Genomic DNA, 10,588 nt, shown 5'->3' with positions numbered 1-10,588 from the left:
GAGGAGAACCTTTCCGATTCCGTTTTCGCGGCTCCTGTCCATGTGCCGGCGATGCACCAGGTCGTGGTAGCCCAGCAGGCTAATGCCAGGCAGGGAACGCACTCAACCAAGACCCGGGGTGAAGTGCGCGGCGGCGGGAGAAAACCCTGGAGGCAGAAACATACGGGGAGGGCCAGGCACGGCAGCAGGCGATCTCCCCTTTGGGTAGGCGGTGGAGTCACCCATGGCCCCCGCCCCAGGGACTATCACCAGAAGGTCAACCGGAAGGTCAGAAGGATCGCCCTGAAGAGTGCGCTTTCTCTCAAGGTTCTCGAAGGAGGGCTGGTCCTGCTCGACCGCCTTGACATAGAAAAGCCCGACACGAAGAGCATGGCCTCCTTCCTGGCGGAGATCGACGCCGGAAGGAAGGTCCTGGTCATGGTGGGCGAGAGCAGCGACGCGATCTATAAGTCGGCCTCCAACATCCCGGGGACAATGGTCCTCCATGTGGACAGCATCAACGTTTACGACATCCTGAATCACAACAGGATGATCCTGACGGTGGACGCTGCCAGGAAGATCGAGGAGGTGTACGGGGCATGAAATCATTGCCGCAGGACATCATCCTGAGGCCGATCATCACGGAAAAGAGCAGCCGGCTGATGGAACATAACAAGTATACGTTCGAGGTTCACCCGAAGGCCAACAAGATCGAGGTCAGGAACGCCGTGTCCTCCATTTTCAAGGTCAAGGTGGTCAAGGTGAGAACCCTGTACGTCAGGCCGAAACCCAAGAGGATGGGGGCCTTCCTGGGCAAATCCAGGGCCTGGAAGAAGGCCATCGTAACCGTCGCTGCCGGCGAGCGCATCGAGTTCTTCGAAGGCGCCGGCGCCTAGGCGGGGAGGTTTTTAAAAGATGAGCGTTAAAAAATACAAGTCTTACACTCCGGGGCGCAGGTTCATGACGACCTCTTCCTTCGAAGAGATCACCAAGACCGAGCCCGAGAAATCGCTGGTGGAAACCCTGAAAAGGTCCGGGGGGCGCAACAACCTCGGAAGGATCACCATGAGACACCGCGGGGGAGGCACCAAGCGACTCTACCGGATCATCGACTTCAAGCGTGACAAGATCGGAGTCCCCGGAAAAGTGGCCTCCATAGAGTACGATCCCAATCGCTCGGCGAGGATAGCGCTGATCCATTATGTCGATGGCGAGAAAAGGTACATCCTCGCCCCGGTCGGCCTGGGAGTCGGCAGCACCGTCATGGCGGGTCCGGAATCGGATATCCGCCCCGGAAACGCCTTGAAATTGAGGGATATCCCCGTGGGTACCTTCGTCCACAACATCGAACTCGAGCCGGGTCGAGGCGGAGTGATGGTCCGGTCGGCGGGGACAGCGGCGCAACTCATGGCCAAGGAGGGTAAGAGGGCTTTCATCAGGCTTCCCAGCGGAGAACTTCGCCTGGCCCTTCTTGAGTGCATGGCCACCATCGGCCAGTTGGGCAACGAGGAGCACGAAAACCTCACCCGCGGTAAAGCCGGTAAAAGCCGATGGCTTGGCAGGCGTCCCCGCGTCAGGGGGATAGTCATGAACCCCGTGGATCACCCCATGGGCGGTGGGGAAGGGAAAAGCAAATCCCACATGCACCCCGTGTCCCCTTGGGGGACGCCCGCCAAGGGGTACAGAACCCGTAAACGCAAGCCGTCGGACAAGTTCATCGTACGGCGACGTTACGAGAAGTAGCGGCAGGGAGGGACAAAATATGGCTCGTTCAACAAAAAAGGGGCCCTTTGTCGAACAGAAGCTTCTCCGCAAGGTGGAGGCCATGAACGAGGAAGGAAAGAAAAGAGTCATCAAAACGTGGTCCAGGCGTTCCACCATCGTGCCGGACATGATTGGGCACACTATCGCCGTGCATAATGGTAGGACCCATATACCGATCTTCATAAGCGATAACATGGTGGGCCACAAGCTTGGGGAGTTCGCTCCCACGCGGAAGTTCGGGGGACACGCCGGGCAGGAACGTTCCACCCGCGTGCGATAGGAGGGCTTTTCATGGAAGCAAAAGCCATTGCGAGGCAGGTGCGGCTTTCGCCGACCAAATCGAGGCAGGTCCTTACGCTCATAAGGGGCAAGGAGGCCGGCCAGGCCCTCGAGACGCTCCGCTTCACCCAGAAGAAGGCCGCTCGGGTCGTCGAGAAGGTGCTCAAGAGTGCCATCGCCAATGCCGAGCATAACTATGGAATGGATATGGATCGACTGGTTGTGGTTAAGGCCTATGCCGACCAGGGTCCATCGATGAAGCGCTGGCTGCCGGTCTCGATGGGCAGGGTGCATGCCTACAAGCATCGCACCAGCCATATCACCGTCGTGGTCGCCGAGCGTTAGGGAGGGTTGACCGTTGGGCCAGAAAGTACACCCTGTAGGGTATCGCCTTGGAATAGTGCGCGATTGGGAATCGAGATGGTATGCGGGCCGCAAGGATTACGCGGAGAAACTGCATGAAGACCTCATGCTCAGGGATTGGATCGCCAAAAGGTGGTCCCATGCAGGCATCTCGAAGGTAGAGATCGAACGGATCGGCAAGGTAATCCGTTTCACCATCTGGACAGCCCGTCCAGGCGTAGTGATAGGAAAGGGCGGCACGGAGATCCAGAAGGTCAGGGAGGAGATCCAGGAGTTGACGGGCAACAAGATAATGATCAACGTCCAGGAAATCAAGAACCCCGACAAGGAAGCTCAGATCGTGGCCGAGGGGGTCGCTTCGGCCCTTGAGAGGCGCGTCAGTTTCCGCCGGGCCATGAAACAGTCCATCTTCCGGGCCATGAAATCCGGTGCCGAGGGTATCAAGATCCAGTGCAGCGGAAGACTGGGCGGGGCGGAGATCGCCAGGACCGAGTGGTACCTCGAGGGCCGGCTTCCCCTGTCGACGCTCAGGGCCGACATCGATTACGGCTTCGCCGAGGCACGGACCCTGTACGGTGTGATAGGCGTAAAGGTCTGGATAAACAAGGGTCAGGCCGTGAGGCCCGCTCCCGCCGGGAGCCAGGAACCCGTCGAGAGGGGGTAATTGGGGATGCTCATGCCGAAAAGGGTCAAGTACCGTAAAACCTATAGACGTGCCTTGAAAGGCATGGCTAAAGGCGGCAAGACCGTGGCCTTCGGGGAGTACGGCCTCCAGGCGCTCGAATGTGCGTGGATAACCGCCCGCCAGATCGAAGCCGCCCGCGTGGCGATCTCCCGCAAAATGAAAAAGGGCGGCAAGACCTGGATAAGGATATTCCCGGACCACCCCTTCACGAGGAAACCCCTTGAGACCCGCATGGGTAAGGGAAAGGGGGCCCCGGAGTTCTGGGTCGCCCCCGTACGCAGGGGGAAGATCATGTTCGAGATAGCGGGAGTATCGAGGGAAGTGGCTGAAAAGGCCTTCCTCACGGCTTCTCACAAGCTGCCGATAAAGGTCCGCCTGGTAACGCGGGATGGAATGGGTGGTGCATGAGGATGAACGCCAGGGAACTTCGCGAGTTGTCTCTAGAGGAATTGAGCGACAAGCACAAGCAGTTCAAGGAAGAACTTTTCAACCTCCGATTCCAGCATGCCATTGGGCAGTTGGGGAATACCGGGCGCATCGGTGATGTAAAACGATCCATCGCCAGGGTGCTCACCGTCATGAGGGAGAAGGAGATCGGGCTGAAACGCCCGGTGTAGGGGGGAACGCGGGATGAACGAAAGGACCATCTCAAGAAAGACACGGGTAGGCACCGTCGTCAGCGACCGGATGACCAAGACGGTCGTCGTCAAGGTAGACCGCATGGCCAAGCACTCCCTTTACGGCAAGCCCGTTTTGAGGAGCAAGAAATTCATGGCCCATGACGAGGAAGAGACCTGCCGCATCGGGGACAAGATCAGGATCGAGGAAACTCGCCCCTTGAGTCGCCACAAGCGATGGCAGGTTGTCGAGATAATCGAAAGAGCTCCGATCCTCGGCGGCAGCCAGGATAAGGAGGCGTAACGGATGATCCAGCTCCGTACGGTGATGAAGGTCGCCGACAACTCAGGCGCCAAGAAGATCATGTGCATCCAGGTCCTAGGAGGGAGCAGGAAACGTTACGCCTCCATCGGCGATATAGTGGTCGCTTCCGTGAAGGAAGCCATACCCAACAGCAATGCCGGCAAGGGCGACGTGGTAAAAGCCGTGATCGTCAGGACTAAAAAAGAAGTCCGCCGAAAGGACGGTTCCTATGTCAGGTTCGACGACAACGCGGCCGTTCTCATAGACAACAACGGTGATCCGAGGGGCACGAGGATCTTTGGCCCCGTAGCCCGCGAGCTCAGGGAAAAGCGGTTCATGAGGATCGTTTCCCTTGCTCCGGAAGTGGTCTAGAAGGAAGTGGCGCGATGAGCAAGATCAGGATACGCAAAGGAGACCGGGTGAAGGTCATCTCCGGGAAGGACAAGGGGAAAGAGGGAAAAGTCCTTCGCTGCTTCCCGACCAGGGACCTGTTGCTGGTGGAGGGGGTAAACACGGTCTCGAAGCATGTCAAACCTTCCGCCAAGAACCCGCAAAGCGGGATAGTCAAGCAGGAGGCCCCCGTATACTCCAGCAAGGTTCAGCTCGTCTGCACGACCTGCGGTGCTGCGACCCGGGTCGGAAGGGCCTTCCTTGAGGACGGACGCAAGGTCCGTTTCTGCAAGAAGTGCGGCGAGATCATCGATAAGGTGTAACGGGGGAGGCGACTTGACAATGCCGCGTCTGGCGGATTTTTACAAGAAGGAGATCACGGGACGACTGCAGAAGGAGTTCGGGTATTCCAACGTGATGGAAGTCCCCCGGATCCAGAAGGTCGTAGTGAATATAGGGGTGGGAGAGGCCAAGGTGGACTTCAAGTTCATGGAGTCGTCCATCGCGGAGCTTCGCACCATTACGGGACAACAGCCCACGATGAAAAGAGCCAGGAAGTCCGTGGCGGGCTTCAAGCTCCGTGAGGGGATGCCCGTCGGGTGTTCCGTGACGCTTCGGGGGGCGAGGATGTGGGAGTTCCTCGACAGGCTCATATCCCTCGCGCTGCCGAGGATTAAGGACTTCCAGGGTTTGTCGCCCAAGGGGTTTGACGGCCATGGGAACTACAACCTCGGCCTGAGAGAGCAACTGATCTTCCCCGAGATCGACTACGACAAGGTGATCCGCATCAGGGGGATGAACATATCCATTGTTTCCACGGCTAAAACGGATGAAGAGGCTATGAGCCTGCTCCAGGCTCTTGGGATGCCTTTCGCCCGGTAAGGGAGGAGATGAAGCGAATGGCTCGAAAAGCCATGAGGATCAAGGCCACGAGAGAGCCCAAGTACAAGGTAAGGTCATATACTCGGTGTCCTCTCTGTGGTCGTGTCCATGCCTACATGAGGCAATTCAATATGTGCCGTTGTTGCTTCCGGAAGCTGGCCCGGGAAGGCAAAATCCCCGGTGTGGTCAAGTCCAGCTGGTAGCAAGGGATGCGGTCAAGGAGGCTATTGCAATGTATGTGAATGACCCTATAGGGGACATGCTCACGCGCATCCGGAACGCCAACATGGTCTACCATGAAACGGTTGATATGCCCCTCAGCAAGGTCAAGCTGGCCATCGCCAAGATCTTCAAGGAAGAGGGTTATGTCAAGAATTTCAAGGTTGTCAACGACCCCAAAAAGCCCTACGCGACACTGAGGCTATACCTTTCCTACGGCCCCCAAAGGGAGCGCGTGATCCAGGGTCTCAGGAGGATCAGCAAACCGGGACGCAGGATCTATGTCCGCAAGGACGAACTCCCCAGTGTCATGAAGGGGCTCGGTACTGCCGTCATATCGACCTCCAAGGGCATGATGCCCGAAGCTGAGGCTCGCAAACTGGGCCTTGGCGGAGAAGTCGTCTGCTTCATCTGGTAGGAGGTGCCATCGGTGTCGAGAATAGGCAGAAAACTGATCGATATACCCCCTGGTGTGACCCTTTCGATCGATGACGAAAAAGTCAAGGTCAAGGGACCCAAGGGCGAACTCTCGGTGAACCTCGTCCCGGGGATAGACGTCTCCGTCGAGGATAACGCCGTCAAGGTCACCCGGCAGGGTGATGACAAGAAAACAAGGGCCTATCACGGGATGATGAGGGCGTTGGTCAACAACCTCGTCCAGGGAGTCAGCACCGGCTTCGAGAGGCGACTCGAGATCATAGGGATCGGCTGGCGCGCCCAGATGCAGGGCAACACCCTGGTCATGAACCTCGGCTTCTCCCACCCGGTGGAGTACGATCCTCCCAAGGGAGTGGAGATCACCACCGACGGTCCCACGAAGATCACCGTGAAGGGGATAGATAAACAGGCCGTCGGGCAGACGGCAGCGGTCATCAGGGGCTTCAGGCCTCCCGAGCCCTACAAGGGCAAGGGGATCAGGTACGTCGGCGAGCATGTTATCCGGAAGGCCGGCAAGGCCGGAGCCTAGATAGCGAGGTGAAGGGCAGGATGAAAAAGAGAACCAGGAATGATATGCGATTGATCAGGCATCGCCGCCTCCGCAAAACCCTTTCGGGTACCGGGGAGCGCCCGCGCCTTGCCGTATTCCGCAGTCTGAACCACCTGTATGCCCAGATCATAGATGATACCAGGGGCCATACGCTGGCGTCCGCTTCGACGCTGGAAAAGAGCGTAAAAGCCAGCGAGGAAGGCGCCGATGATTTTGAGGTCGCCAAGGCCGTGGGCAGGGTCGTTGCCGAAAGGGCCCTGGAAAAGGGCATCACCCAGGTTCTTTTCGACCGCGGTGGTCACTTGTATCATGGCAAGGTCAAGGCCCTGGCGGACGCGGCCCGTGAAGCCGGCCTGAAGTTCTAAGGAGGTTGCAGGAAATGAGGGTCAAGGAAGGCGGTCCGAAGGGCCAGGAAATGCTCGAAAGAGTCGTTTCCATAAATCGAGTGAGCAAGGTTGTGAAGGGCGGCAAGAGGTTCCGATTCAGCGTCCTCGTGGTTGTCGGCGACGGCATGCAGAATGTTGGCGTAGGCATCGGTAAAGCCAGGGAGATCTCCGAGGCCGTCCGAAAGGGCATCGAGAAGGCCAAGAAGGAGCAGGTCGAACTGAAAAGGGTCGGCAGCAGCATCCCCCACGATATAGTGGGACGATTTGGCGCTGCCGAGGTCCTTCTCAAACCGGCCGTTCCCGGGACGGGCGTTATCGCAGCGGGTGCGGTCCGGGCTATCATGGAGCTGGGCGGCGTCAGCGACGTGGTGACCAAGGTGATCGGCAGGACCTCGAACCCGGTCAACGTGGCCTATGCCACTATGGAAGCTCTCAGGGGACTCCGCTCTCCGGCGGAGGTCATGCGGCTTCGCGGCAAGGAAGTCCGCCAGCCCCAGGAAGCATAGGGGGCGAAGGTGACGATGGCCAAGCTGAGGATAACGCTCAGGAAGAGCACCATAGGCCGCCTCCCTCGCCAGGGAGCGACGGTGCGGGCCTTGGGCCTGAGGAAGATCAGGCAGACCGTAATACATGAAGACACTCCCCAGATCCGAGGGATGATAGCCACGGTAGAGCACCTCGTGGACTGGGAGATCGTAGGAGAATAGGGGGGGAGAGGCTCGTGGGAATTCATGAGCTCCGGCCCGCTCCTGGGTCGAGGAGAAAACCGAAAAGATTGGGACAGGGTACGGCATCCGGCAAGGGCAGGACCGCCGGCAAGGGTACCAAGGGTCAGAAAGCCAGAAGCGGCGGAGGGGTTCGTCCCGGTTTCGAGGGCGGGCAGATGCCCCTTACGAGAAGGATCCCCAAGCGGGGTTTCAGTAACGCCAGGTTCAAAAAGACCTTTCAACTGGTGAACGTGGGAAGCATCGACGACCATTTCGAGAATGGCGGCGAGGTGGGCATTCCCGAGATGGTGATGGCCGGGCTCATCCGTAGCGCCAATAAACCGGTGAAGGTGCTGGGTAACGGCGAGGTTTCCAGGACACTGACCGTGAAGGCCAACGCCTTCAGCGCCCAGGCGGTGGCCAAGATAGAGGCTGCAGGCGGGAAGACCGAGGTGATCTAGGTGCTGGACGCATTCAGGGATGCTTTCAGGTTGCCCGACCTCAAGAGGAAGATACTTTTCACCATGGGAGTTCTCTTCCTCTTCCGCCTCGGTACACATATTCCCACGCCGGGCATCGATGCCGGCGCCATGGCCAGCCTCTTCGATCAGGGCGGGGTGCTCGGGTTCCTCGACCTCTTCGCCGGTGGCGCCCTCAGGAGATTCAGCGTTTTCGCGTTGGGGGTGGCACCCTACATCAACGCCAGCATCGTTATGCAACTGCTGGTGGTGGTGTTTCCTGCCCTGGAAAAGATCCAGAAAGAAGGAGAGCAGGGCAGGAAGAAGATCGTCCAGTACACCCGGATCGGCACGGTGTTCTTCGCCACCGTCCAGGCCATAGGCATGACTTTCTGGCTCAGGAACCTGGGCGTTTTCTCAGGGGGGTGGATGGGCTTCCTGGCCGCGGTCTTCACGGTCACGGCTGGCTCCCTGGTCGTCATGTGGCTGGGGGAGGAGATCTCCGACCACGGGATAGGCAACGGCATCTCCCTCCTGATTTTCGCAGGGATCGTGGCCAGGCTGCCGGAGGCCGTGATCAGGACCTGGAATCTTGTAAGGATGGGCGAGATGAACGTCCTTGTCGTGACCCTGGCCCTTGTCCTGATGCTCGTGGTCATCGCTGGTTGCGTTCTTCTCCAGGAGGGACAGAGGAGGCTTCCCGTCCAGTACGCGAAGAGAGTCGTGGGCAACAAGGTCTACGGAGGGCAGAGCACCTTCATACCCCTGAAGGTAAACCAGGCCGGCGTCATACCGATAATATTCGCGTCGTCGGTGCTGCTGTTCCCCTTGACCATCGTCCGTTTCTTTTCGGGGAACGTGTCGATGATGATCCAGCGTTTTCTGTCGCCCGATAGCCTTGTCTACATGACGTTGTACGTGGTTCTTATCATTTTCTTCTCCTACTTCTATACCGCGGTCGTCTTCGATCCCAACGATACGGCCGAGAACATGAAGAAGTACGGGGGCTTTGTCCTGGGTATCAGGCCGGGTAAACCGACGGCCGAGTACATCGAGAAGGTGATGTCGAGGATCACCCTCGGCGGTGCCGTCTTCCTTGCCGCCGTTGCCCTGCTGCCGACCCTGATGACACGCCTCATGGGGATCACCACCTTCTACTTTGGGGGGACCGCCGTCCTGATCGTGGTTGGCGTGGCCCTCGATACGGTCCACCAGGTCGAGGCCCAGCTCCTGATGAGGCATTACGAGGGCATCCTGAAGCGGTCAAAGGGAAAGACCGCCGGGCTCCTCAAGTTCTAAGGGAAATGGCGAGGTCATGAGAGTAATCTTCCTCGGATCGCCCGGCGCGGGAAAGGGGACGCAGGCAGCCGTTCTCAAGGACCGTTATGGTTTCGCCCACCTATCGACGGGCGACATCTTGAGAGAGAATGTCAAGGACGGGACCCCTCTGGGTAAGACCGCCAGGCAGTACATGGACACGGGCAGGCTGGTACCCGACGATGTGATTATCGCCATGATGGAGGAACGTCTCCGGAAACCGGACTGTGGCAGGGGATTCATCCTGGACGGGTTTCCCAGGACGGTCCCCCAGGCCGAGGCCCTGGACCGCCTGCTTGTGAAGATGGGAATCACCCTCGACGGGGTCATACTCTTCGAGATTCCCAGGCAGCTCGTCATCGATCGGCTGACCGGCAGGAGGGTCTGCGGGAGTTGCGGCGAGATCTACAACGTGAATTACAAAAGCCCCAAGATCCCCGGGATCTGTGACCGTTGCGGCGGTGAGTTGTTCCAGAGGGACGACGACAGGGAAGAGGTCGTCGTCAAAAGGCTGGAGGTCTACGAGAAACAGACGGCTCCGCTGATCCGCTACTACGAGGAGAAGGGGCAACTCGTCCGGGTGGACGCCGGCCAGGAAGGCTCCCTTGTCGTCATGGCAATCGAGAAGGCCATGGGGTTATAGGATATGATCACCATAAAGAACGAACAGGAAATTGAAAGCCTGAGGAAGGCCGGGAAGATAGTTGCCGATGTCCTTCACTTGGTGAGGGATATCATCCGGCCCGGATTGGACACTCTCACCCTGGACACCGAGGCCGAAAAGCTGATAATCGCCTCGGGGGCGCATCCGGCCTTCAAGGGATATACTGTCCCCGGCACTCCTGTTCCCTTTCCCGGAACCCTTTGCATATCCATCAACGACGAGGTGGTCCACGGGAAGCCCGACAGGGACAGGATCCTCGAGGAAGGCGATGTGGTCAGCATCGATGTGGGAGCCCGTTTCGAAGGGTTCTACGGAGATGCCGCCTACACCTTCCCGGTCGGGGCGATCTCGTCGGAAAGAGAGGCCCTGCTCAGGGTCACCCGTGAGTGCCTGGAGAGGGCTGTCTCTGTGGCTTGGGATGGCGCCACACTGGGAGATATCGGCCATGCGGTCGAATCCTGGGCCGTCCCCAGGGGTTACGGGGTCGTAAGGGAATACGCCGGCCACGGGATCGGTCGAAAACTTCACGAGGCCCCGCAGATTCCGAATTACGGCACACCCGGCAAGGGCATCACCCTGAAAAAGG

22 protein-coding genes are annotated in these 10,588 nt (G+C 58.8%); all 22 read left to right on the top strand.

Annotated elements, in window-relative coordinates; translation table 11 throughout:
• Window positions 1-582 (top strand): 50S ribosomal protein L4 (gene rplD / locus GX108_00470; GenBank protein ID NLO55522.1); only part of this gene is annotated, 582 nt, incomplete at its 5' end.
• Window positions 579-875 (top strand): 50S ribosomal protein L23, encoded by a 297-nt coding sequence (gene rplW / locus GX108_00465; protein ID NLO55521.1) that lies wholly within the window; start codon window positions 579-581, stop codon window positions 873-875. The genes rplD and rplW, both read left to right, overlap by 4 nt.
• A 19-nt stretch (window positions 876-894) precedes the next feature.
• Window positions 895-1,722 carry a 50S ribosomal protein L2 gene (gene rplB, locus GX108_00460; protein NLO55520.1) on the top strand — a complete coding sequence of 276 codons (828 nt, stop codon included), beginning with the start codon at window positions 895-897 and terminating at the stop codon, window positions 1,720-1,722.
• Window positions 1,723-1,741: 19 nt separating this feature from the next.
• Window positions 1,742-2,023 (top strand): 30S ribosomal protein S19, encoded by a 282-nt coding sequence (rpsS, locus tag GX108_00455; GenBank protein NLO55519.1) that lies wholly within the window; start codon window positions 1,742-1,744, stop codon window positions 2,021-2,023.
• Window positions 2,024-2,034: 11 nt separating this feature from the next.
• Window positions 2,035-2,367 carry a 50S ribosomal protein L22 gene (gene rplV, locus GX108_00450; GenBank protein ID NLO55518.1) on the top strand — a complete coding sequence of 111 codons (333 nt, stop codon included), beginning with the start codon at window positions 2,035-2,037 and terminating at the stop codon, window positions 2,365-2,367.
• A 13-nt stretch (window positions 2,368-2,380) separates the two neighbouring features.
• Window positions 2,381-3,049: a 30S ribosomal protein S3 gene (gene rpsC / locus GX108_00445; GenBank protein ID NLO55517.1), complete on the top strand. Its 669-nt coding sequence runs from the start codon at window positions 2,381-2,383 to the stop codon at window positions 3,047-3,049.
• Window positions 3,050-3,055: 6 nt separating this feature from the next.
• Window positions 3,056-3,478, top strand: coding sequence for a 50S ribosomal protein L16 (gene rplP, locus GX108_00440; GenBank protein NLO55516.1), 423 nt, complete (start codon window positions 3,056-3,058; stop codon window positions 3,476-3,478).
• Between the two features lie 2 nt (window positions 3,479-3,480).
• Window positions 3,481-3,687: a 50S ribosomal protein L29 gene (rpmC, locus tag GX108_00435; protein NLO55515.1), complete on the top strand. Its 207-nt coding sequence runs from the start codon at window positions 3,481-3,483 to the stop codon at window positions 3,685-3,687.
• Between the two features lie 13 nt (window positions 3,688-3,700).
• Window positions 3,701-3,991 (top strand): 30S ribosomal protein S17, encoded by a 291-nt coding sequence (gene rpsQ, locus GX108_00430; protein ID NLO55514.1) that lies wholly within the window; start codon window positions 3,701-3,703, stop codon window positions 3,989-3,991.
• A gap of 3 nt (window positions 3,992-3,994) precedes the next feature.
• The gene (gene rplN / locus GX108_00425; protein ID NLO55513.1) at window positions 3,995-4,363 is read left to right on the top strand and encodes a 50S ribosomal protein L14; all 369 of its coding nucleotides are present in this window, start codon (window positions 3,995-3,997) and stop codon (window positions 4,361-4,363) included.
• Window positions 4,364-4,386: 23 nt separating this feature from the next.
• Window positions 4,387-4,704 carry a 50S ribosomal protein L24 gene (locus GX108_00420; protein NLO55512.1) on the top strand — a complete coding sequence of 106 codons (318 nt, stop codon included), beginning with the start codon at window positions 4,387-4,389 and terminating at the stop codon, window positions 4,702-4,704.
• A gap of 19 nt (window positions 4,705-4,723) precedes the next feature.
• The gene (rplE, locus tag GX108_00415) at window positions 4,724-5,263 is read left to right on the top strand and encodes a 50S ribosomal protein L5 (GenBank protein NLO55511.1); all 540 of its coding nucleotides are present in this window, start codon (window positions 4,724-4,726) and stop codon (window positions 5,261-5,263) included.
• Window positions 5,264-5,280: 17 nt separating this feature from the next.
• Window positions 5,281-5,466: a type Z 30S ribosomal protein S14 gene (locus GX108_00410; GenBank protein ID NLO55510.1), complete on the top strand. Its 186-nt coding sequence runs from the start codon at window positions 5,281-5,283 to the stop codon at window positions 5,464-5,466.
• A 29-nt stretch (window positions 5,467-5,495) separates the two neighbouring features.
• Complete coding sequence (gene rpsH, locus GX108_00405; GenBank protein NLO55509.1) at window positions 5,496-5,900, top strand: 30S ribosomal protein S8; 405 nt, start codon at window positions 5,496-5,498, stop codon at window positions 5,898-5,900.
• A 12-nt stretch (window positions 5,901-5,912) separates the two neighbouring features.
• Window positions 5,913-6,449, top strand: coding sequence for a 50S ribosomal protein L6 (gene rplF / locus GX108_00400; protein ID NLO55508.1), 537 nt, complete (start codon window positions 5,913-5,915; stop codon window positions 6,447-6,449).
• Window positions 6,450-6,469: 20 nt separating this feature from the next.
• A complete protein-coding gene (locus GX108_00395; protein NLO55507.1) occupies window positions 6,470-6,835 on the top strand; it encodes a 50S ribosomal protein L18 in 366 nt (121 codons plus the stop codon).
• A gap of 14 nt (window positions 6,836-6,849) precedes the next feature.
• A complete protein-coding gene (rpsE, locus tag GX108_00390) occupies window positions 6,850-7,362 on the top strand; it encodes a 30S ribosomal protein S5 (protein ID NLO55506.1) in 513 nt (170 codons plus the stop codon).
• Window positions 7,363-7,377: 15 nt separating this feature from the next.
• Entirely contained in the window at window positions 7,378-7,563 is a 186-nt protein-coding gene (gene rpmD / locus GX108_00385) for a 50S ribosomal protein L30 (GenBank protein NLO55505.1), read from the top strand.
• 14 nt (window positions 7,564-7,577) lie between these two features.
• Window positions 7,578-8,024, top strand: coding sequence for a 50S ribosomal protein L15 (gene rplO / locus GX108_00380; GenBank protein ID NLO55504.1), 447 nt, complete (start codon window positions 7,578-7,580; stop codon window positions 8,022-8,024).
• A complete protein-coding gene (gene secY, locus GX108_00375; protein ID NLO55503.1) occupies window positions 8,025-9,320 on the top strand; it encodes a preprotein translocase subunit SecY in 1,296 nt (431 codons plus the stop codon).
• A 16-nt stretch (window positions 9,321-9,336) separates the two neighbouring features.
• Window positions 9,337-9,981: an adenylate kinase gene (locus GX108_00370; GenBank protein ID NLO55502.1), complete on the top strand. Its 645-nt coding sequence runs from the start codon at window positions 9,337-9,339 to the stop codon at window positions 9,979-9,981.
• Window positions 9,982-9,984: 3 nt separating this feature from the next.
• On the top strand, window positions 9,985-10,588 hold a 604-nt coding region (map, locus tag GX108_00365), incomplete at its 3' end, for a type I methionyl aminopeptidase (protein ID NLO55501.1).

The organism is Thermovirga sp. (assembly GCA_012523215.1).
In the GTDB taxonomy this organism is placed as follows: Bacteria; Synergistota; Synergistia; order Synergistales; family Thermovirgaceae; genus 58-81.
Note: the sequence above shows the minus strand (reverse complement) of the source record. Positions and strands in the feature narration are given on the sequence as shown.

Excerpts from the sequence above, each read along its gene's own strand:
- rplW (NLO55521.1), top strand. The coding sequence starts at position 579 with ATGAAATCATTGCCGCAGGACATCATCCTGAGGCCGATCATCACGGAA.
- rplB (NLO55520.1), top strand. The coding sequence starts at position 895 with ATGAGCGTTAAAAAATACAAGTCTTACACTCCGGGGCGCAGGTTCATG.
- rpsS (NLO55519.1), top strand. The coding sequence starts at position 1,742 with ATGGCTCGTTCAACAAAAAAGGGGCCCTTTGTCGAACAGAAGCTTCTC.
- rplV (NLO55518.1), top strand. The coding sequence starts at position 2,035 with ATGGAAGCAAAAGCCATTGCGAGGCAGGTGCGGCTTTCGCCGACCAAA.
- rplP (NLO55516.1), top strand. The coding sequence starts at position 3,056 with ATGCTCATGCCGAAAAGGGTCAAGTACCGTAAAACCTATAGACGTGCC.
- rpmC (NLO55515.1), top strand. The coding sequence starts at position 3,481 with ATGAACGCCAGGGAACTTCGCGAGTTGTCTCTAGAGGAATTGAGCGAC.
- rpsQ (NLO55514.1), top strand. The coding sequence starts at position 3,701 with ATGAACGAAAGGACCATCTCAAGAAAGACACGGGTAGGCACCGTCGTC.
- rplN (NLO55513.1), top strand. The coding sequence starts at position 3,995 with ATGATCCAGCTCCGTACGGTGATGAAGGTCGCCGACAACTCAGGCGCC.
- rplE (NLO55511.1), top strand. The coding sequence starts at position 4,724 with ATGCCGCGTCTGGCGGATTTTTACAAGAAGGAGATCACGGGACGACTG.
- GX108_00410 (NLO55510.1), top strand. The coding sequence starts at position 5,281 with ATGGCTCGAAAAGCCATGAGGATCAAGGCCACGAGAGAGCCCAAGTAC.
- rpsH (NLO55509.1), top strand. The coding sequence starts at position 5,496 with ATGTATGTGAATGACCCTATAGGGGACATGCTCACGCGCATCCGGAAC.
- GX108_00395 (NLO55507.1), top strand. The coding sequence starts at position 6,470 with ATGAAAAAGAGAACCAGGAATGATATGCGATTGATCAGGCATCGCCGC.
- rpsE (NLO55506.1), top strand. The coding sequence starts at position 6,850 with ATGAGGGTCAAGGAAGGCGGTCCGAAGGGCCAGGAAATGCTCGAAAGA.
- rpmD (NLO55505.1), top strand. The coding sequence starts at position 7,378 with ATGGCCAAGCTGAGGATAACGCTCAGGAAGAGCACCATAGGCCGCCTC.
- GX108_00370 (NLO55502.1), top strand. The coding sequence starts at position 9,337 with ATGAGAGTAATCTTCCTCGGATCGCCCGGCGCGGGAAAGGGGACGCAG.